This window comes from Pseudomonas sp. p106, assembly GCF_003936645.1.
GTDB lineage: Bacteria > Pseudomonadota > Gammaproteobacteria > Pseudomonadales > Pseudomonadaceae > Aquipseudomonas > Aquipseudomonas putida_E.
In genome coordinates this window covers 188,301-209,926 of sequence record NZ_RHQR01000002.1, presented here as the reverse complement: position 1 = coordinate 209,926, position 21,626 = coordinate 188,301, and the positions used below count along the sequence as shown (strand labels likewise).

At 64.3% G+C, this 21,626-nt stretch carries 11 protein-coding genes; 9 read left to right on the top strand and 2 right to left on the bottom strand.

Annotated elements, in window-relative coordinates; translation table 11 throughout:
* Positions 1–55: 55 nt before the first annotated feature.
* From EGJ09_RS03525 to EGJ09_RS03485, 9 genes are all read left to right on the top strand, one after another.
* Positions 56–2,383, top strand: a complete 2,328-nt coding sequence (locus tag EGJ09_RS03525; protein ID WP_256658404.1) for a TonB-dependent siderophore receptor — start codon at positions 56–58, stop codon at positions 2,381–2,383.
* Positions 2,384–2,397: 14 nt separating this feature from the next.
* On the top strand, positions 2,398–3,228 hold the full coding sequence (locus EGJ09_RS03520; protein ID WP_125923238.1) for an alpha/beta hydrolase: 831 nt from the start codon (positions 2,398–2,400) through the stop codon (positions 3,226–3,228).
* 535 nt (positions 3,229–3,763) lie between these two features.
* Positions 3,764–5,323 (top strand): glycogen synthase GlgA, encoded by a 1,560-nt coding sequence (gene glgA, locus EGJ09_RS03515; RefSeq protein WP_125923237.1) that lies wholly within the window; start codon positions 3,764–3,766, stop codon positions 5,321–5,323.
* Between the two features lie 14 nt (positions 5,324–5,337).
* The gene (treZ, locus tag EGJ09_RS03510) at positions 5,338–7,080 is read left to right on the top strand and encodes a malto-oligosyltrehalose trehalohydrolase (RefSeq protein ID WP_115275325.1); all 1,743 of its coding nucleotides are present in this window, start codon (positions 5,338–5,340) and stop codon (positions 7,078–7,080) included.
* On the top strand, positions 7,077–9,146 hold the full coding sequence (malQ, locus tag EGJ09_RS03505) for a 4-alpha-glucanotransferase (protein ID WP_125923236.1): 2,070 nt from the start codon (positions 7,077–7,079) through the stop codon (positions 9,144–9,146). Before treZ ends, malQ begins: the two co-directional genes overlap by 4 nt.
* Positions 9,143–11,917 carry a malto-oligosyltrehalose synthase gene (locus tag EGJ09_RS03500; RefSeq protein ID WP_125923235.1) on the top strand — a complete coding sequence of 925 codons (2,775 nt, stop codon included), beginning with the start codon at positions 9,143–9,145 and terminating at the stop codon, positions 11,915–11,917. The genes malQ and EGJ09_RS03500 overlap by 4 nt, the downstream gene beginning before the upstream one ends.
* 14 nt (positions 11,918–11,931) lie before the next feature.
* A complete protein-coding gene (locus EGJ09_RS03495; protein WP_046787285.1) occupies positions 11,932–12,216 on the top strand; it encodes a DUF2934 domain-containing protein in 285 nt (94 codons plus the stop codon).
* A 144-nt stretch (positions 12,217–12,360) separates the two neighbouring features.
* The gene (gene glgX / locus EGJ09_RS03490; RefSeq protein ID WP_046787286.1) at positions 12,361–14,514 is read left to right on the top strand and encodes a glycogen debranching protein GlgX; all 2,154 of its coding nucleotides are present in this window, start codon (positions 12,361–12,363) and stop codon (positions 14,512–14,514) included.
* A gap of 418 nt (positions 14,515–14,932) precedes the next feature.
* Complete coding sequence (locus tag EGJ09_RS03485) at positions 14,933–16,009, top strand: autotransporter outer membrane beta-barrel domain-containing protein (RefSeq protein WP_125923234.1); 1,077 nt, start codon at positions 14,933–14,935, stop codon at positions 16,007–16,009.
* A gap of 56 nt (positions 16,010–16,065) precedes the next feature.
* On the opposite strand, the gene glgB is transcribed toward EGJ09_RS03485, so the two are convergent.
* Entirely contained in the window at positions 16,066–18,276 is a 2,211-nt protein-coding gene (glgB, locus tag EGJ09_RS03480) for a 1,4-alpha-glucan branching protein GlgB (RefSeq protein WP_125923233.1), read from the bottom strand.
* A complete protein-coding gene (gene treS, locus EGJ09_RS03475; RefSeq protein WP_125923232.1) occupies positions 18,277–21,594 on the bottom strand; it encodes a maltose alpha-D-glucosyltransferase in 3,318 nt (1,105 codons plus the stop codon).
* Positions 21,595–21,626 lie beyond the last annotated feature (32 nt).

Here is a 21,626-nt window from a genome sequence, read left to right as displayed (position 1 = left end):
GGACTTCACGCGCTCATCCGGTTAGGGATGATCACCCCCTCGAATGGATCGCTTCATGCTGCCTGCCCGACCGCCCCGCTGCTCCCGAACCTTGTCACGTGCCGTGTACCTTGCGTTGGCCCTGCACGCCGGCGGTGCGCTGGCCGCCACAGCGACCGCGCCGAGCATCCCGGCAGGCCCCTTGGGGCAGGCGCTGAGCACCTTCGCTGAACGTGCCGGGATCACCCTGTCCTTCTCGCCGGAGGCCGTGCGCGGCCTGAACAGCCCAGGGCTGGCCGGTGGCGGCCCGCTGGAAGACGGGCTGAACCAACTGCTCAGTGGCAGTGGCCTGCAACTGCACAAGTCCAGCGCCGGCTATGTCGTGCTGCCAGGCCAGGGCGACGCCAGCCTGCAGCTGGAGCCGATCAGCATCGACGCAACCGCCTCGCAAAGCGCCTTCGCGCCCGTCGAAGGCTACTTCGCCAGCAACGCCAGCAGCGCCACCAAGACCGACCGGCCCATCCTGGAAACCGCGCAGAGCATCAGCGTGGTCACCGCCGAGCAGATCGCCGACCGCAAGGTCGACCGCGTCGAGGATGCCGTGGCCTACACTGCCGGTGTACGGGTAGGCGCATCAGGCCTGGACCCACGTTTCGACATGATCAGCATCCGTGGCTTCGAAACCACCATGGGCGCGGACTTTCTCGATGGCCTGCGCCAACCCGGCAGCGGCTGGTTGTCGCTGTACCAGACCGAAGCCTACAACCTGGAGCGCATCGAAGTGCTCAAAGGCCCGTCGTCGGTGATGTACGGGCAGATCAGCCCCGGCGGCATGGTCAACCGGGTCAGCAAACGCCCTGGCCTGCAGGCAAAAAATGAAGTGCAGATCCAGTCGGGCAACTACAACCACCAACAAGGGCAATTCGACCTGGGTGGCAAGCTGAACGAGTCCGGCGACCTGCTATACCGCGTTGTGGGTGTGTACCGCGATGCCGAAAACTATATCGAGCAGTTGAACAACGACGTGCGCCTGATCGCACCCTCGCTGACCTGGCAGATCGACCCAGACACCAGCCTGACACTGCTGGCGCAATACCAGGAACGCGAGACAGCCGCCTCACCGATGCTCTACCAGCAGGGCGAGCACCTGACCGATTTCTGGCAGGGTGACGAGTACTTCGACAAGCTGCAACAGCGCCAATGGACCTTCGGCTACGAATTCGAGCACACCTTCAACGACACCTTCAGCTTCCAGCAGAACCTGCGTTACGGCCAGGTCGATACCACCAACCAGTACCTGCAACCCTATCAGGAGCGCGAGGGGCACATCCTCGATCGCGATGCCATCGGTGTGTACGAAGACATGTCGAGTGTCTCGGCCGACACGCGCCTGGTCAGCCGTTTTGCAACAGGTACCCTGCACCACACCTTGCTGACCGGCGTGGACTACGGCTGGATCGACACCTCATTGTCGTATGCCAGCGGCCCGGCGCCGTCGATCGACCGCTTCGCGCCCGACTACCACCAACCGGTGGCCAAACCGGGTACGCCGCTGGCGGACGAAGATGGCCTGGAGCAACGCACCGGCCTGTACCTGCAGGACCAGATCGACCTCGACCGCTGGCGGCTTTCGGCCGGCTTGCGCCGCGACTTCGTGCACGTGCGGCGCAGCGACAACCTCAGCGGCATCAACCGCAAGACCAGTGACTCAGCCACCACTGGCTCGGTCGGCGCGCTCTACCTGTTCGACAACGGCCTGGCACCCTACGCCAGCTACGCCACCTCGTTCCAGCCACAGAGTGGCAGCGGTGCCTACAAACCCACCGAAGGCGAACAATACGAAGTGGGCTTGAAGTACCAGCCACCAGGCAGCGCAACGATGCTCACCGCCTCGCTGTACCACCTGACCCAGAAGAACGTGCTGACCCGCGACCTGGCCAACCCGATCAACAGTATCGCCACTGGCGAGCAGGTCTCCAAGGGCTTGGAACTGGAAGCCGTTTCCGACCTCAGCGACCGGCTGAAGATGACCGCCAGCTACAGCTTCAACGACCCCGAAGTGACTGAAAGCAACGATGGCAATGAAGGCAAGCAGCCACTGGACGTTCCCCGCCATCTTGCTTCTGTCTGGCTCGACTACCGCCTGCCGATGGGCGTAGGCGTCTCTGGCGGTGCCCGCTACACCGGCAGCAACTACGGCGATGCACAGAACACCGTGAAGAACGAAGGCTACACACTGGTCGATGCCGGCGTGCACTACGACTTCGGCGGCGGCCTGGACGGCGTTCGCCTGGCGCTCAATGCGCGCAACCTGTTCGACAAACGCTATATCAACTGCCAGCAGGGCTACTGCTACCGGGGTGAAGCGCGCAGCGTGGTCACCAGCCTGAGTTATCGCTGGTAAAGGGGGGGATGAACATGCGCACATTGATGATCTGGCTGGGCACTGCACTGCTTGCCAGCCTGGCCCACGCCGCGCCGGTAACGCTGGACGGCACCGAGCAATGGTCGATGAAAAGTGCCGAGGGCCGCGAATACCGGATCATGATCAGCCTGCCGGAGGGCGATGTGCCCTGGACCGGCGGCTACCCGGTGATCTACCTGCTTGACGGCAACGCCTACTTCCCGGCGTTTCATGCCGCCAAGCGCGCTCAAGACCGGCTGCGCGGCGCGATACTGGTCGCCATCGGCTACCCCAGCGACACCCCACTGGACTTCGAACGCCGCGCCTTCGACCTGTCGCCACCGCAACCTGCCGAGCGCAACAAACCACCCCAAGGTGGCCAGGACCTGTTCCTGGACTTCATCGAAAAACGCCTGATGCCAAAGGTCAATGCCCGCTTCAAGGTCGATCAGGACCAGCGCAGCCTGGTCGGGCATTCGTTCGGTGGCATGTTCGCCGTGTATGCGCTGTTTACCCGACCGCAACTGTTCCAGCACGTGATCGCCATCAGCCCGAGCCTGTGGTGGCGTGACCGCTACCTGATGGCCCATGAGCGGACATTCACGCAGCGTGCCCACGCCGGGCAACTGGACCTGACCCATAGCAGCCTTACGCTGTTGATCGGTGACCGCGAGATGCCCCAGGAGATTCAGGATGCCCGGGCCCTGCAATTGCGCCTGGAGGCACTGTCGCAGTACGGGCTGCGCAGTGATTTCCAGCTCGAGGCTGGGGAAGATCACATGTCGGTGCCGTTCAGGGTGCCGACACGGGTCCTGGATGAGTTGATCAGTACCCGCAGGTTCTAGCTGCAGGTGTCGGCCTTTTCGCAGATCGACCTGCGAGAAGGCCAAAATGGGTAAGCCCCACCGTGCACCCTAACGGTGCATACACCCTTTTTCGCCACAAAATGGCCCCCCGAAATTTGCCTGCGCCCTCTCTTGGAACACCCCTTCTCAAAGCGATGACACACGCCAACGTTTGCGTCTATCTCGCGTCATAACGAAAGTGACCAGTGGGTCACCTTTTTTACTTCCGGTCTCCTACACTCAGCTTTCGGCCCGCGATTTGCTCAGGGAAGAGGCGACATGAAAAAAGTCGAACTTTTGCAAAAGGCGACGGGTCAGGAACTTTAAGTAGGCCAAAGCAATGGGATACCCCTCGCTGCAGCCCGCTCACTCCTTCCAGACCAAACGCTTTCGGCGGGAATGCCGATCGCGCCGTGCCTGCGCGCACGACCTTGGGGCAAGGACCGCACTACGAAGACACGAAACAGAGATAACCAGCACGAAATAAAGCAAACGGGTGCCAGCACTCGGCCACACCATAGGGACGGAGAGAAGTATGATCAGTGCCGCTGTCGAACCTCACGTAGATTCATTCAAACCGGAAAACCGCGAACCGCTCACCCCGGATTTCGCCACGACAGTCAAGGCACCCGGCGCCCAGCGCCAGCACAACCCCAACAAACGCAAGATCCTGTTCGTCACCTCCGAAATTGCCGACCTGATCAAGACCGGCGGCCTGGGTGACGTTTCGGCAGCACTGCCGCGGGCATTGGCGCACCTGCACGATGTCCGTGTGCTGATCCCCGGCTACAGCCAGGTGATGGAAAGCGACAACCCCATTCATATCGTCGGTGAACTCGGCGGCCATGCGGCCCTGCCGCCGTGCAAGATCGGCCGCATGGACATGGCTGACGGCCTTGTCATCTACGTGCTGATCTGCCCTGAACTGTACCAGCGCGACGGCACACCCTATGGTGCCAACAACGGTCGTGACTGGCCCGACAACCACATCCGCTTCGCCCGCCTTGGCCTTGCCGCGGCCGAAATTGCCGCCGGTGAAGGCAAGATCCACTGGAAGCCCGAAGTAGTGCACGCCCATGACTGGCCGGCAGGCCTGGCCCCGGCCTACATGCACTGGCGCGGCCTGAGCACCCCGACCCTGTTCACCATTCACAACCTGGCCTACCAAGGTGTGTACAGCCGCGCCTGCAGCCCGGAACTGGCGATCCCTGACCATGCCATGCAGCAGGAAGGCATGGAGTTCTACGGCAAGCTGTCCTTCCTCAAGGCCGGCCTGGCCTACTCCAGCCACATCACCACCGTCAGTGCCACCTACGCCCGCGAAATCACCACGCCGGAATTCGGCTGCGGCCTGGATGGCTTCCTCGCCAGCAAGGCCCAGCAAGGCCTGCTCGGCGGCATCCCCAATGGCATCGACGAAAGCTGGGATTCGGCCACCGACCAGCATCTGCAGCACAACTTCAGCATCAACGACTGGGATGGCAAGGCGCGCAATGCCGAAGCAGTCCGCCGCCTGTTCGAACTCGAGCCAAGCGCAGGGCCACTGTTCGCCGTAGTCTCGCGGCTGGTGTTCCAGAAAGGCCTGGACCTGACCTTGGGCGTGGCCGACTACATCGTCGAACAGGGCGGGCAGATCGCGATCATCGGCCGTGGCGAGCCTGAAGAAGAGCAGGCCATGCGCGAACTGGCCCTGCGCCATCCCGGCCGCATCGGCGTGCGTATCGGCTTCAACGAAACCGATGCGCGGCGGATGTTCGCCGGCAGCGACTTCCTGCTGATGCCATCACGCTACGAGCCCTGCGGCCTGAGCCAGATGTATGCGCAGCGTTTTGGCTCACTGCCCGTAGCGCGCAACACCGGAGGCCTGGCCGACACGATCGAGAATGGCGTCACCGGTTTCCTGTTCGATGAGTCGACCGTGGAGAGTTACCGCGAAGCGCTGAGCCGTGCCTTCTATGTCTACGGCAAGAAAAACCTGCTCAACGCCATGCGCTGCCTGTCGATGACCCAGCCGTTCAACTGGTGCCAGGCGGTCGAACCCTACGCCCGCCTCTACGAGGACCTGGTCAAACAGGCACAGTTGAGCCACTACTGAGCGGGGAATCGAAGATGCACAGGCATGGCGCACACCTACTGGACGCCACGTCGGCGCGCTTCGCCCTATGGGCGCCGGATGCGCGCAGCGTGAGCTTGGAACTGGAGCAGCAGCCGCCGATCGAGCTGCTGCCCGACGCAGATGGCTGGTATACCGGCGTTGCCCCGTGCCAGGCCGGTGACCGTTACCACTATCGCATCGACGGCGAGCTGCGGGTGGCCGACCCGGCTTCGCGCTACCAGCCCGAAGGCGTGCAGGGCCCGAGCCAGGTGGTCGATACCCAGGCTTACGCCTGGCAACACCCCTGGCGAGGCCGCCCTTGGCACGAAGCGGTGATTCAGGAACTGCACGTCGGCGTGCTCGAGGGCTACCCTGGTGTCGCCCGGCATCTGCCGCGCCTGGCAGAGCTTGGCATCAGCGCCATCGAGCTGATGCCGCTGGGGCAGTTCCCTGGCGAGCGTAACTGGGGCTACGACGGCGTGCTGCCATTCGCGCCGCAGCACAGCTATGGCAGCCCAGAGCAATTGTGCGCGCTGGTCGATAACGCCCACGGCCAGGGCCTGATGGTAGTGGTGGACGTGGTCTACAACCACTTTGGGCCGCACGGCAACTACCTGCACCAGTACGCCAGCCCGTTCTTCCGTGAGGACCGGCAGACGCCCTGGGGCGCAGCCATTGACTTCCGCCGGCCAGAGGTGCGTGAGTTCTTCATCCAGAACGCTCTGATGTGGCTGTGCGACTACCGCTGCGACGGCCTGCGCCTGGATGCAGTGCATGCCATCGACCAGCCCGACTTCCTGGTCGAGCTGGCGCAACGGGTACGCGCTGCGGTGGAACCTGGCCGCCAGGTGTGGCTGATGCTGGAGAATGAGCACAATCAGGCGTTCCTGCTGGAACAGGGCTTCGACGCCCAGTGGAACGACGATGGCCACAATGCGCTGCACGTGCTGCTCACGGGTGAAACCGAAGGGTACTACGCCGACTACCAGGACCTGCCGATCAACAAGCTGGCCCGCTGCCTGTCCGAAGGGTTCGTGTTCCAGGGCCAGGCCAACCGCCATGGTCACCCGCGCGGCGAACCAAGTGGCCACCTTGAGCCCAGCTCGTTCGTACTGTTTCTGCAAAACCACGACCAGATCGGCAACCGCGCCCTGGGCGAACGCCTGACACGCCTGTGCCCGGTCCCTGCCCTGCGCGCCGCTACCGGCCTGTTGCTGCTGTCGCCGATGATCCCGCTGTTGTTCATGGGTGACGAGGATGGCAGTTGCCGGCCGTTTCTGTTCTTCACCGACTTCCATGACGAGCTGGCCGATGCCGTGCGCGAAGGTCGGCGTGGCGAATTCGCCCACTTCACCGCGTTTGCCGATCCCGAGCAGCGCGAGCGCATCCCCGACCCCAATGCCGAACAGACATTCCAGGCCTCACGGCCACAGCGTCAGGAAGTGATCGCCGGCTGGCACGGCCTTTATCAGCAACTGCTCGAACTGCGCCGGCGCCATGTCATACCGTACCTGCCTGGCAGCCGTGCGCTGGGCACCGACGTGCTGGGCGACAAGGCACTGACCGCACGCTGGCGCCTGGGCAATGGCAACACCCTGCGCATCGACCTGAACCTGGCCGCCACGCCACAGCCGGTCGAACTGCCCGCAGCCGAACACCGCCTGTTCGACAGTAGCGATACCACGCACCCCGACACCGCACTGTCTGCGTACAGCTGCGTGGTCAGCCTGCTTGCACCTGGCCAGGAGCGCCCATGAGTGAAACTGCATTACACCGCCTGGCCGCCCGCGTAGGGCTGGCCCGCGACTGGATCGACGCCAACAACAGGCCACAACAGGTCAGCGACGACGTGCTGCGCAAGGTCCTTGAAGCGCTTGGCCACCCGGCCAGTGACGACCGCGCCCTCCAGGACAGCCTGCGCGCCGTGGACGCCGCCGAAGACAGCGAACACTTACCGCCGCTGTTGACTGCCGACCTGGGCCGGCCACTGGCACTGGCGCGCTACTTCAGCGCAGGCAGCGCCGCCCGCTGCACCCTGGAAGACCACAGCCAGCTCGACCTGACCCTCGACAACCAGGCACAACTGCCTGGCGCATTGCCCTTGGGCTATCACCGCGTCGATATCGATGGCCGTACTTTCACAGTGGCCGTGGCGCCGCTGCGTTGCCACAGCCTGGAGGACGCTGTCGAACAGCCGCCACCGCGCTGCTGGGGCATTGCGGTGCAGCTTTACAGCCTGCGCCGCCCAGGTGATGGCGGCTACGGCGACTGCCTGGCTCTGGAGCAACTGGCGCGCAGCGCCGCAGAGCGTGGTGCCGACGCCCTCGCCATCAGCCCGATCCACGCCCTGTCGGCGTTCGACCAGCAACACTACAGCCCCTACTCACCCTCCAGCCGCCTGCTGCTCAACCCCTTGTATGCCAGCCCCGCTGCCGTGCTCGGTGAACGTGCCGTGCGCATGGCCGTCGAGGCCTGTGGCCTGGAGCAAACCCTGGAAGACCTCGAGCAACGCCCGCTGGTCGACTGGCCACGCGCCGCCGACGCCCGCCTGCGCCTGCTCGACGCCCTGTACCAGAATTTCATCCAGGCTGATCACCCCCTGCGCAAAGACTTCGAGAGCTTCCGCGAGGCCGGTGGCCAGGCGCTGGAGCACCACTGCCGCTTTGAAGTGCTGCAGGCACAAGCCGTGGACGACGGCCTGGGCGCCGACTGGCGCAACTGGCCGAGCGCCTGGCACGACCCCTATCACCCAGAAGTGGAGGCCTTCGCCAGCGCGTATCCCGCCAAGGTCGAGTTCCATGCGTTCTGCCAGTGGCTGACCGAGCGCAGCCTGCAGCGCGCCCAAGAAGCCGCCCGTGGCAACGGCATGGCGGTCGGCCTGATCGCCGACCTGGCGGTGGGCGCCGACGGTGCCGGCAGCCAGGCCTGGAGCCGCCAGGACGAGTTGCTGGCCAACCTGAAGGTTGGCGCCCCGCCGGACATCCTCAACCGCAGCGGACAGGACTGGGGCATCTGCGCGTTCTCGCCCGAAGGCCTCAAACGCAATGGCTACCGCGCCTTCATCGAAATGCTGCGGGCCAACCTGGCCCATGCCGGCGGCCTGCGCATCGACCATGTGATGGGCCTGCGCCGCCTGTGGCTGATCCCCCGTGGCTGCAAGCCCGACGAAGGGGCCTACCTGCAGTATCCGCTGGAGGACCTGCTGCGCCTGCTGGCCCTGGAGTCGGTGCGGCACCAGGCAATCATCCTTGGTGAAGACCTGGGCACCGTGCCTGAAGGCCTGCGCGAACAACTGGCGGACAAGGCCGTGCTGGGCATGCGCGTGCTGCCTTTCGAGCAGGCCCAGCCCGGCCACTTCACGCCGATTCTCGACTGGCCGGACAAAGCCTTGGCCACCACCGGCACCCACGACCTGGCGCCCTTGGCCGGCTGGCTGCAAAGCCGCGACATCGACTGGAGCCAGCGCCTGCAACTGATCGATGACGCCACCGAGCTGCACTGGCGCCAGGCGCGACAGAAAGAGCGTGACGGCCTGCGCCGCACCCTGCAAGCCAATTACGGCCCACTAAAGGACAACGACCACTTGATCGATGCTGCCATCCGTTACGTTGGTCACACCCGCGCACCGCTGGTGCTGATCCCGCTCGAAGACCTGCTCGGCAGTGAAGAGCAACCCAACCTCCCTGGCACGACCGAAGGCCACCCCAACTGGCGCCGGCGGTTCGCGCCCCCGGTGCGCGAACTGCTCGACGATGAAGATGCCGCGCGCCGCCTGGAGCTGTTGGCCCAGGCCCGCGAACAAGCCTGGGAGCGTGACCGATGAAGCCGTTGTCCGCCACCCTGCGTCTGCAGTTGCACAGCGATTTCACCCTCGACCATGCACTGCCGCTGGTGCCCTACTTTGCCCAGCTGGGCATCAGCCACCTGTATGCCTCGCCGATCCTCAAGGCCCGCGCCGGCTCGCGCCACGGTTACGATGTGGTCGACCCGACCCAGGTCAACCCGGAGCTCGGTGGCGAGGCCGCCCTGGAGCGACTGGTGGCCGCCTTGCGCCAGCACGGCATGGGCCTGATCCTGGACACCGTCTCCAACCACATGGCCGTCGGCGGCGCCGACAACCCCTGGTGGCAGAGCTTGCTGGCGTGGGGCCGGCGCAGCCCCTACGCCGAGTTCTTCGATATCCAGTGGCACTCCAGCGACCCCCTGCTGGCCGGCCAGCTATTGCTGCCGTTTTTGGGCTGTGACTATGGCGCGGCGCTGAAAAATGGCGAAATTCCGCTGGAGTTCGACGAGCAACACGGCGTGCTGCAGGTGGCCCATTACGAGCACCGCTTCCCGATCTGCCCGGTTGACTATGGCTGGATTCTTTCCCTGAGCCCCGAGCCTGCCCTGCAGCGCCTGGCCGAGCACTTCACCGCACTGAACGATGCAGCCGACCCGCTGGCAGCGGCTTTGCCGGTGCAAGCCGAACTGGCCCGCCTGGTGCGCGAGGGCGCCGACCTGCAGTCTGCACTGCTCGCCTTCGACAGCCGCACCGAAAGCGGCTTCAAACGCCTGCACCTGCTGCTGGAACGCCAAACCTACCGCCTGGCCAGCTGGCGCACTGCCGCCGACGACATCAACTGGCGGCGTTTCTTCGACATCAACGAGCTGGGCGGCCTGCGCGTAGAGCGCTCGGTGGTATTCGAGGCGACCCATGCCAAGCTGTTCGAGCTGATTGAGCGAGGGTTGGTCGATGGCCTGCGTATCGATCATATCGACGGCCTGGCCGACCCACGCGGCTATTGCCGCAAGCTGCGCCGGCGGGTCGACGGTCTGCTTGCCAGGCGCCCCCTCAATGCGGCGCTTGAGCATTTCCCGATCTACGTCGAGAAGATTCTCGGCACCGATGAACACCTGCATCGCGACTGGCTCACCGACGGTACCACCGGCTACGAGTTCATGAACCAGGTCTCGCTGCTGCAGCACGACCCCGCCGGCGAAGCGCCGTTGACCGAGCTGTGGGCCACTGTCAGCGAGCGCCCGGACTTTCCGGAGGAAGTCCGCCAGGCCCGCTACCTGGTGCTCAATGCCAGCCTGGCCGGCGACTGCGAGTCGGTGGCCCAGGCGCTGCTGCACGTCGCGCGCGACGACTTGATGACCCGCGACCTGACCCTTGGGGCGATCCGCCGCGCGTTGCAGGCGCTGGTTGCCCACTACCCGGTGTACCGCACGTATTTCAATGCCTGCGGCCGCCCGGCCGAAGACGAGAAATTCTTCCAGCAGGCCTTGGCCAATGCCCGCCACGACCTCAGCGAAGCCGATTGGCCGCTGCTCGAGCAGCTTGAACAATGGCTCGGCGGCCAGGCATGGCGCGCACTGCCCCCCGGCCGGCCGCGCAAGCACCTGCGCCATGCCTGCGTGCGCTTTCAACAGCTCACCGCGCCCAGCGCCGCCAAAGCCGTGGAGGACACCACCTTCTATCGCTCGGCCCGCCTGCTGTCGCGCAATGACGTAGGCTTCGAGGCCGAGCGCTTCAGTGCCGGCCCCGAACACTTCCACAACGAGGCCCAGCGCCGCCTGCGCGACTTCCCCGACAACCTGCTGGCAACCGCCACCCATGACCACAAACGCGGCGAAGACACCCGCGCGCGGCTGGCCGTGCTGAGCGAACGCGGCCCCTGGTTCGCCAGCCGCGTGGAACACTGGCGCGAGCTGGCTGCTCCGCTGCGTGAACAGCTGGACGACGGCGTTGCGCCGAGCCCGGGCGACGAGTTGCTGCTGTTGCAGACGCTGTTGGGCAGTTGGCCCCTGGACCTTGACCTGCACGACGATAACGCCCTGCAGCACTATGCCGGGCGTATCCGCCAATGGCAGCAGAAGGCGCTGCGCGAAGCCAAGCTGCGCAGCAGCTGGAACGCGCCGAACGAAGCCTACGAGGCCGCCTGCGCCGCCTATGTCGATGGCCTGTTACTCGGCCGCGAGAACCAGCAGTTACGCCAGTCCCTGGCCGACGCGGCGCAGTTGATCGCCACCCCCGGCGCCCTCAATGGCCTGGTCCAGGCCTTGCTGCGCAGCACCGTGCCCGGCGTGCCAGACCTTTATCAGGGCAATGAGTACTGGGATTTCAGCCTGGTCGACCCCGACAACCGCCGCCCCGTGGACTACGCTTGCAGGCGTCGCACGCTGGACGACGCCCTGCCCGTGGCAGAGCTGCTGGCACACTGGCGCGACGGCCGCATCAAGCAGGCGCTGCTGGCGCGGCTGCTGGATTGCCGGCAGGCCCACGCCGAGCTGTTCCGCCGCGGTGCCTACCTGCCGCTGAACGTGCAGGGCCGCCATGCCGACAAGGTCGTGGCCTTTGCCCGGCTGGGTGAGGAACACCGCGCCATCGTCGTCGCCCCGCGCCTGGCCAGCGGCCTGTTGGGCGGCGCTGCTACACCGTTGATCCCGGCACAGAACTGGGACGACACCCGGGTGATTCTGCCGTTTGCCTTGTCGCCTGCCAACTCGATGGGACTTTTCCCAAGTGCGGTGGTCAGCCCTTCAAAGGAGCTGATGTTGAGCGCCGTGCTGTCGGAATTTCCGGTCAACGTGTTGATACAACAATCTTGAGCATCAGGAGCGTCATGATGAGTGTCGATGAAAAACGTATTCGCGAATTTGCCTACCAGATCTGGGAGTCTGAAGGTAAGCCTGTAGGCGAGGAAGAGCGCCACTGGGACATGGCCCGCAAGCTGGCCGAGGCCGAGGCGCTGGCGCCAAAGGCTGCGCCGCGCAAGAAGGCCGCCGCCAAGCCCAAGGTCGCGGCGGCGCCAAAAGCACCTGCCGAGCCCAAGGCTGCGGCGCTGCCAGGGGTGAAACCGGCCGCTGCGAAAAAGCCCAAAACGGTGAAGAAGCCGGCTGCTGGCTAAGCCGGTCCCGGCCCTATCGCCGGCAAGCCGGCTCCCACAAAGATCTCAAAGACCCTGGGATTGCGGTGGCAGCCGGCTTGCCGGCGATGGGGCCGCGACTGAAGGACCATCCGCCCCCTTCCCTACGGCCATCCGAGGACCGCCATGAGCCCCCGCATTCCCAAGAAAACCCGCTCCATCGCACCATCCCGCCTGCGCGAGGGCATGCCCTTCCCGCTCGGCGCCACCTGGGATGGGCTGGGGGTCAACTTCGCCCTGTTCTCAGCCAACGCCACCAAAGTCGAGCTGTGCCTGTTCGACTCCACAGGCGAGCAGGAACTCGAGCGCATCGAGCTGCCGGAGTACACCGACGAGATCTACCACGGCTACCTGCCTGACGCCCACCCGGGCCTGGTATACGGCTACCGTGTCTATGGCCCCTACGAGCCCGAGAATGGCCACCGCTTCAACCCCAACAAACTGCTGATCGACCCCTACGCCAAGCAACTGGTCGGCAGCCTGAAATGGTCCGAGGCACTGTTCGGCTACACCATCGGCCATCCCGACGGCGACCTGTCGTTCGACGAGCGCGACAGCGCGCCCTTCGTACCCAAATGCAAAGTCATCGACCCGGCCTTCACCTGGGGCCGCGACCAGCGCGTACAGATCCCTTGGGAGCGCACCATCCTCTATGAAGCGCATGCCCGCGGCATCAGCATGCGCCACCCTGCCGTGCCGGAAAAACTGCGCGGCACGTTCGCCGGCCTTGCCAACGACGAGTTGCTCAAGCACATCAAGGACCTTGGCGTTTCAAGCATCGAACTGTTGCCGATCCACGCTTTCGTCAATGACCAGCACCTGCTGGACAAAGGCCTGAACAATTACTGGGGCTACAACAGCATCGCCTTCTTCGCCCCCCACCCGCGCTACCTGGCCAGCGGCAAGATCGCCGAGTTCAAGGAAATGGTCGCGCACCTGCACGACGCCGGCCTCGAAGTGATCCTCGATGTGGTCTACAACCACACCGCCGAGGGCAACGAGCGTGGCCCGACGCTGTCCATGCGCGGTATCGACAATGCCTCGTACTACCGGCTGATGCCCGATGACAAACGCTATTACATCAACGATTCCGGCACCGGCAACACCCTGGACCTCAGCCACCCGTGCGTGCTGCAACTGGTGACCGACTCGCTGCGCTACTGGGCTGGCGAGATGCATGTGGACGGCTTCCGCTTCGACCTGGCAACCATCCTGGGCCGTTACCACGACGGCTACAGCGAACGCCACGGGTTCCTCGTCGCCTGTCGTCAGGACCCGATGCTCAGCCAGGTCAAGCTGATCGCCGAACCATGGGACTGCGGCCCAGGTGGCTATCAGGTGGGCAACTTCGCACCGGGCTGGGCGGAATGGAACGACCGCTTCCGCGACACCGTGCGCGCCTTCTGGAAAGGCGACGAAGGCCAGCTGGCCGACTTCGCCTCGCGCATGACCGCCTCGGGCGACATGTTCAACAACCGCGGCCGGCGCCCTTATGCCTCGGTCAACTTCGTCACTGCCCACGACGGTTTCACCCTGCGCGACCTGGTGTCGTACAACGGCAAACACAACGAAGACAACGACGAGAACAACCAGGACGGTACCGACAACAACCTGTCGTGGAACTGCGGCGCGGAAGGCCCCACCGACGACCCTGAAATCAATGCCCTGCGCATGCGCCAGATGCGCAACTTCTTCGCCACCCTGCTGCTGGCCCAAGGCACCCCTATGATCGTCGCTGGCGACGAGTTCAGCCGCACCCAGCACGGCAACAACAATGCCTACTGCCAGGACAGCGAGATCGGCTGGGTCAACTGGGACCTGGACGAAGAAGGCAAAGGCCTGCTGGCCTTCGTCAAGCGCCTGACCCGCCTGCGCCTGGCCTACCCGGTGCTGCGCCGCTCACGCTTTCTGGTCGGCGACTACAACGAGGCCATCGGGGTCAAGGACGTGACCTGGCTGGCGCCCGACGGCAGCGAGATGAGTGTGGAGCAGTGGGAAGACCCGCATGGGCGCTGCCTGGGCATGCTGATCGACGGCCGCGCCCAGGTCAGCGGCATCGCCCGGCCGGGTTCGGAGGCGACGGTGCTGCTGATCGTCAATGCGCACCACGATGTGGTGCCGTTCCTGCTGCCGACGGTACCGGACGGTGACTACTGGAGCTGCCTGGTGGACACCGACCGGCCGGAACTGCGCAAAGGGCAACACTTGCCATTCGACAGCACGTTCCAGGTCCAGGGGCGCTCGTTGCTGCTGATGGTGCTGCAGCGCGAGGAGGACTGAACCGGGGTTGGCTCAACCGGCCCTGGACCGAACGGATCTCAGGGCCGGCTGCGCCTGGCCACCTTGGACGCACGGCTCGCACCCGGCGTAACAGCGGCGCTAGCAATGTTTCGGCATAGCCAGGGTGCAGGAAATAGCGAACGCCGCTATGCGCGTAGTGTTTTCGCCAGAAATCATGATGTTAACTCTGCGCCCTGAAGCTCCCCGCCTGTTTAACACTTTCTTGACGCAAGCCCTTACCTCTCCTTAGCTAAAGATTATCTAGTCGTAAAAAAATTGCGCCGGGCCTTTAGCTCGCGCCTTCGTGCGTGCTTGAGAAAGCTGGCGTACTGGTTTGGGTCGCCCTGTGTTTAGCCGTACAGCTCGTGACAACAGGCCAGGTCCTTGGGCTGTACAACAAAAACACAGGAGATCCGCCATGAAAAGCACCTCGAACCCGTTGCGCTTCGACCGTATTTTCTACGCGGTTTCCACGTCGATGCTTCTGGCAACCCCGGTGGAAACCTTCGCCTCCCCATTGCTGGACGACCCCAGCTCCCCCCTGTTCCTGCAGCAGCCGGCAATGGCTCAGCTGTCGCTTGACCCCGTCAGCGCCAGCGGCCTGAGCATGGGTACACTGACAGCCTTCAGCAACAAGATGGCCGAACGCCATGGCCCGCTGGCGCCCGACCTGATAGCCAGCCAATGGGCGCAGTTTTTCCCAGGCACACCTCGCCCGGGTGCGCAGGCCCCCGAGCAGCTGGAAGCACCCAGCCAGCAACTGACGATTGGCCCGGACCTGTTCGTGCGTGAAACCAGCGGCGGCAATGTGCACCGCGCGGGCATTTTCGTGGGGCATAACAATCTGCAAAGCAGCTTGAAGGGCAGCCGTGTGATGCTCGGCGACAAGCAGCGCAATGCAGTGAACCTCAGCGGCGAGAGCCTGGGGGTGTACTGGAGCATGACCCATGATCAGGGCTGGCACGTGGACGCTGTAGCCATGGGCACGCGCATCGATGTGCTGGGCCGGGGCGAGACGGGCCAGCGGGTGAACGACAGCGGCCATGCGATGACCTTTTCCGTGGAAGGTGGTTACCCGATCCGCCTGGGTGGCAGTTGGGTGATCGAACCCCAGGCACAGTTGATCAACCAGCAGTTCTTCCCTGGCAACCAGGTGCAGGAAGAGACGCTGCAGGCGTTCGACAGCCAGCCAACCTGGAGCGGCCGGGTCGGTGCCAAGTTGTCCGGGCGCTACGAAGTGCGGGGCATGCCCATCGAACCCTATGTGCGGACCAACGTCTGGTATGACTTCAGCGATGCCGACGAGGTCAAGCTGGACCAGGTCGACAAGATATCCGGCTCGCGCTATTCGACCACGGTGGAACTGGGGTTGGGCCTGGTGGCGCGGGTGACACCTTCCATGGCGTTGTTTGTCAGCGCCGATTACAGCAGTGATGTGGATGACAACGACCTGAATGGGTTGATCGGCAGCCTGGGGGTCAGGATGCGCTGGTGATCAGTGTGGCCTCTTCGCGGGACAAGCCCGCCAAGAGGCCAACTCAGACCCAAGGATCAGGTGGGTTTCATCACCAGTACACCCAGCGGCGGCAGGTTCAGGGCCAGCGACAGCGGTTGCCCGTGGCTGGCGACCTCGTCACTCTCCACCGCGCCCAGGTTGCCCACATTCGACCCGGCATACAGCTCGGCGTCGCTGTTGAGCAGCTCTTGCCAGCGCTCACCGAACGGCACGCCGATCCGGTACCCCTCGCGCGGTACCGGGGTGAAGTTGGCCACCACCAGCAATGGCTCACCGTTACTGCTCCAGCGCAGCCAGGCATACACACAGTTTTGCGCGTCATCACCGATCAGCCACTGGAAACCTTGCGGCTGGCAATCTTGCTCATGCAATGCCGGCAGGTCACGGTACAGCCGGTTCAGGTCACCCACCAGGCGTTGCACGCCCTGGTGCTCGGGGTACTGCAGCAGGTACCAGTCCAACTGGTGGTCATGGTTCCATTCCCGCCATTGGCCGAACTCACAGCCCATGAACAACAGCTTCTTGCCCGGGTGAGTCCACATGAAGGTCAGGTAAGCCCGCAGGTTGGCGAACTTCTGCCAACGATCACCGGGCATCTTGTCGATCAGCGAATGCTTGCCGTGCACCACTTCATCGTGGGAAATGGGCAGGATGAAATGTTCGGAATAGGCATAGATCAGGCCGAAGCTCATCTCGTTGTGGTGATAGCTGCGGTGCACCGGGTCGTTCTGGATGTAGTGCAGGGTGTCGTGCATCCAGCCCATGTTCCACTTGTAGGCGAAGCCCAGGCCACCTTGCTGGGTGGGCTGGCTGACACCCGGCCAGGCGGTGGATTCTTCGGCGATGATCAGCGCGCCCGGCGCTTCATGGGCGGCCACACCGTTGAGGTGGCGGATGAAATCGATGGCCTCCAGGTTCTCGCGCCCACCATGGCGGTTGGGCACCCATTCGCCAGCCTTGCGCGAATAGTCGCGGTACAGCATCGAGGCCACCGCATCGACCCGCAGGCCATCGATATGGAAGTGCTTGAGCCAGTGCAGTGCCGAAGCCAGCATGAAACCGCGTACTTCGTTGCGGCCCAGGTTGTAGATCAACGTGTTCCAGTCCTGGTGGAAGCCCTCCAGGGGGTTGTCGTACTCGTAAAGAGCGGTGCCGTCGAAGCGCGCCAGGCCATGCTCGTCCGTAGGGAAATGCGCCGGCACCCAGTCGAGGATTACACCGATACCGCCCTGGTGGCAGGCGTCGATGAACGCGGCAAAGTCTTCTGGCGTGCCGTAGCGCGAGGTCGGCGCGAACATCGACAAGGGCTGGTAGCCCCATGAGCCACCGAACGGATGCTCCATGATCGGCAGCAACTCGATGTGGGTGAAGTTGAGCTTCTGCACGTAGGGCACAAGGCGCTCGGCCAGCTCGCGCCAATTGTAGAAGCGCGACACTTCACCCAAGTCATCCAGCTCGCACTGCCAGGAGCCTGGGTGCAGTTCATAAATCGACAGCGGCGCACTGTAGGCATGGCGCTGGGCGCGGTGTTCCATCCACTCCTGGTCTTGCCATGAATGGCTGAGTTCGCCGGCCACCTTCGATGCGGTGCTGGGCGGCAGCTCAGTGGCGCGGGCAAGCGGGTCGGCCTTCAGCGGCAGCACGCCCTCCTTGCCCAGCACCTCGAATTTGTAGGTTTCGCCTACGCCCAGGCGCGGCACGAACAGTTCCCACACCCCGGCACTGTGCCGTAGGCGCATCGGGTGACGACGGCCGTCCCAATTGTTGAAGTCGCCCACCACCGACACGCGCCGCGCATTGGGCGCCCATACCGAAAAGCACACGCCATCAACGCCGTCGACCTCAATGGGCTGGGCGCCGAAGCGCCCGGACAGGTCGCGGTGGTTGCCCTCGGCAAACAGGTGCAGGTCCATGTCGCCCAATTGCGGGCCGAAGCTATACGGGTCTTCGGTCACCTGCTCGCCACCGGCCCAGCCGATCTGCAACAGGTACGGCTGTGCATCATCCAGGTGCGCGGTAAACAACCCGGGCAGGCTGCCCTGCTGCATGTCAGCAAGCACACGCCCGTCATCGCGGGCCAGCACCCGGGCGCTCAGGGCAGCTGGCAGAAAAGCGCGGACCCACAGCCCGCCCGCGCCATCGCCATGGGGGCCAAGTACTGCAAAAGGATCGGCGTGCTCGGCGCGGGCAAGGGCATCGAGCTCCCGCTGCCGAAGGCCACCGTTATCACGCGTGGTTGCATTCATCTATGACTCTCCCCAGGTACTGATCAATCCATGCAAGCCATGCAAAGGCACGGCCAGCCAACTTGGCCGGTTTTCGGCTTCATAAGTAATCTCGTAGGCGGCCTTTTCCAGGCAGAACAGTTCCAGTGCGGCGCGTTCGCCCTCGGCCTGTTGCCAGGCGTGAGGCATGGCGGCGGTGGCCAGGCCGTAGGCTTCGACGAAGGCATGGCGCGACTGGTGCAGGTACTGCCGGGCGACCCGCTGACGAGCCTGCCGTGCCGCCTCGGAAGCGTCTACCGCCGAGGCGCTGCGCAGGATCATCGCAGCAGCATAGTCGAAGGATCGCAACACGCCGCTGACATCCTTGTACGGGCTGTGCTTGGCCCGCCGCTCTTGCAGCGCACGCGAAGGCTCGCCTTCGAAATCGATGAGGTAGGCATCCCCTTGCACCACCAGCACCTGACCCAGGTGCAGGTCGCCGTGAACCCGCATCAGCAGGCCACCCTGGGCCTGCCAGGCCAGGTTTGCGATGTGCTGGGCAAGGCCTTCACGTTGCTGTTGCAGGTCGTCGACCAACGCCTGGCTGTCGTTGTCCAGGTTGTCGCGGTGCTGCGCCAGCAAGTCCAGGGCATGGCAGAGCTCGCTGCTGATCTGTTGTGCCCAGCGCTCGCTGTCTTCGCCATCGCTGCTGCGCGGCCGGAAGGCGGGGTCGTCGGTCGGGGCGGCCAGCAACAGATGCATCTCGCCCAGACGCTGGCCAAGCAAGGCAGCAAAACCGTTGAGCTCGGCCAGTGCGTCGGTATGCGCTTCACCATCGTTGCTGGATGGCTCCATCTCGTCGCGGATGGCCCGCTCCAGCGTGTTCTGGGTCCAGGCCCAGGCGTCGCCCTGGTTACTCAGATAACCCTGGGCGATCATCAGCAGGTGCGGTGCGTCAGCTTCATCCACCCGGCTGACCCAGGCCAGCAGCGGCGAGATATTGGCGAACCCGGCGGCGGTGAGGTAGGCGCTCATTTCCAGCTCCGGGTGAACCCCCGGGTTGACCCGGCGGATCAGCTTGAGCACTACGCGATCGCCCACCACTACCGAACTGTTGGACTGCTCGGCGCTCAGGTAGCGCACAGCGCTGTCTTCATCGAGGCCCAGGCCGGCCAGCGGTTCGGTGCAGTGGAAGCGCAACTCGCCCTGGCCATTGCCACAGGGCAGGCGCAGGCCGTCCTGGCAGGCGCGCAGCACAGCGCGAATGAAGGGTTCGAGCACAAAGGCATCGGTGATCAGGCCCACCTGACGGCCACGGCGTACCCGCGACAGCGCCAGTTGTTGCGGCAACGCGCTGCTGATCTGGTCTTCAGGCAGCAGCCCGAACGGCAACTGGTAACGGTTGGCCACGCCATCGCCCAGCACTTCGATTTCGCTGAGCAGCACGGGTGTCGTGGCGGTGCCCAAGCGCACGCCGTAACACAGGCGCACCTGGTCGACAGGCCCTTCCTTGCCGGCGAACCAGCGCCGTTTGGGCAGGTATTGCGGCAGGATCGCGTCTTGCAATGTATCGCTCGAAGGCGTTTCCAGCAGCTCGTCCATGCGTTTGCGCAGCACTAGCGTAGTCAATTCCGGCAACCCCTCGGTAGCTTGAACATGCCAGCTGGGCATGCGGTCGTGCGCTGCCAGCAAGAACCAGTAGAAGGCATAAGGCGGCAACGTCAGCAGGAACGGCAGCTGGCCGATCGGCGGGAAGGCGCTGCCGCCGAGCATCTCCACTGGCACCTTGTCGGCGTACTGGGACAATTCAAGTTCTGCGGCCTGCGCCGCACGCGACACATTGGCAACACACAGAATGACTTCGCTGTTGCCCTCGGCATCGGTGTACTCGCGGATGTACGCCAGGATGCGGCGATTGCTCGGGGTGAGCGTACGCAAGGTGCCGCGGCCGAAGGCTTTCTGCTGGTTGCGCACCGCCAGCAGGCGGCGGTTCCAGTTGAGCAGCGAATGCGGGTCGTGGGCCTGCGCCTCGACGTTGACAGTCTGGTAGCCGTACAACGGGTCCATGATCGGCGGCAGTACCAGGCGCTGCGGGTCGGCCTTGGAGAAACCGCCGTTGCGGTCCGGCGACCACTGCATGGGGGTACGCACACCGTCACGGTCGCCCAGGTAGATGTTGTCGCCCATGCCCAGTTCGTCACCGTAGTACAGGGTCGGCGTGCCGGGCATCGACAGCAGCAGGCTGGTGAGCAGCTCGATGCGCCGGCGGTCGCGTTGCAGCAACGGCGCCAGGCGGCGGCGAATACCCAGGTTGATGCGCGCGCGACGGTCTTGGGCGTAGTAGTTCCACAGGTAATCGCGCTCGCGATCGGTGACCATCTCAAGGGTCAGCTCATCGTGGTTGCGCAGGAAGATGGCCCACTGGCAATTGGCCGGAATTTCCGGGGTCTGGCGCAGGATGTCGGTGATAGGGAAGCGGTCTTCCATGGCCAAGGCCATGTACATGCGCGGCATCAACGGGAAGTGAAAGGCCATGTGACACTCGTCGCCATCGCCCTCGCCAAAGTACGGGCGCGTGTCCTCGGGCCACTGATTGGCCTCGGCGAGCAGCATGCGGTCGGGGTAATTGGCATCGATCTCGGCACGAATCGCCTTGAGTACCTTGTGGGTCTCGGGGAGGTTCTCGTTATTGGTGCCATCGCGCTCGATGAGGTAGGGGATGGCGTCCAGGCGCAAGCCGTCGACGCCCAGGTCCAGCCAGAAGCGCATCACCCCGATCACGGCCTTGAGCACTTGCGGGTTGTCGAAATTCAGGTCCGGCTGGTGCGAGTAGAAGCGGTGCCAGAAGTACTGGCCGGCCACCGGGTCCCAGGTCCAGTTGGACTTCTCGGTGTCGAGGAAGATGATCCGCGTACCGTCGTATTGCTGGTCGTCATCCGACCACACGTAGAAGTCGCGGGCCTTGCTGCCGCGCTTGGCATGGCGGGCGCGCTGGAACCAGGGGTGCTGGTCGCTGGTGTGGTTGATGACCAGCTCGGTAATCACCCGCAACCCGCGCTTGTGCGCCTCGGCGATGAAACGCTTGGCATCGGCCATGCTGCCGTAGTCGGGATGTACGGCTTTGTATTCAGCGATGTCATAACCGTCGTCGCGCCGTGGCGAGGGGTAGAACGGCAACAGCCAGAGGGTGTTGACGCCAAGATCGGCGATGTAGTCGAGCTTGCTGATCAGGCCGGCGAAGTCACCGATGCCGTCGTTGTTGGCATCGAAGAACGACTTGATGTGCAGCTGGTAGATCACGGCGTCCTTGTACCACAGCGGGTCGTCGAGGAAGGCTGCCGGGCGGGAACGCTTGGCCATGTGCGACTCCTTTCAATTGCGGGTTCAGCGCC

Coding starts and splice junctions, on each gene's coding strand:
- glgA (WP_125923237.1), top strand. CDS start 3,764: ATGATCAGTGCCGCTGTCGAACCTCACGTAGATTCATTCAAACCGGAA.
- EGJ09_RS03525 (WP_256658404.1), top strand. CDS start 56: ATGCTGCCTGCCCGACCGCCCCGCTGCTCCCGAACCTTGTCACGTGCC.
- treS (WP_125923232.1), bottom strand. CDS start 21,594: ATGGCCAAGCGTTCCCGCCCGGCAGCCTTCCTCGACGACCCGCTGTGG.
- glgX (WP_046787286.1), top strand. CDS start 12,361: ATGAGCCCCCGCATTCCCAAGAAAACCCGCTCCATCGCACCATCCCGC.
- EGJ09_RS03520 (WP_125923238.1), top strand. CDS start 2,398: ATGCGCACATTGATGATCTGGCTGGGCACTGCACTGCTTGCCAGCCTG.
- glgB (WP_125923233.1), bottom strand. CDS start 18,276: ATGAATGCAACCACGCGTGATAACGGTGGCCTTCGGCAGCGGGAGCTC.
- EGJ09_RS03495 (WP_046787285.1), top strand. CDS start 11,932: ATGATGAGTGTCGATGAAAAACGTATTCGCGAATTTGCCTACCAGATC.
- EGJ09_RS03485 (WP_125923234.1), top strand. CDS start 14,933: ATGAAAAGCACCTCGAACCCGTTGCGCTTCGACCGTATTTTCTACGCG.
- EGJ09_RS03500 (WP_125923235.1), top strand. CDS start 9,143: ATGAAGCCGTTGTCCGCCACCCTGCGTCTGCAGTTGCACAGCGATTTC.
- treZ (WP_115275325.1), top strand. CDS start 5,338: ATGCACAGGCATGGCGCACACCTACTGGACGCCACGTCGGCGCGCTTC.
- malQ (WP_125923236.1), top strand. CDS start 7,077: ATGAGTGAAACTGCATTACACCGCCTGGCCGCCCGCGTAGGGCTGGCC.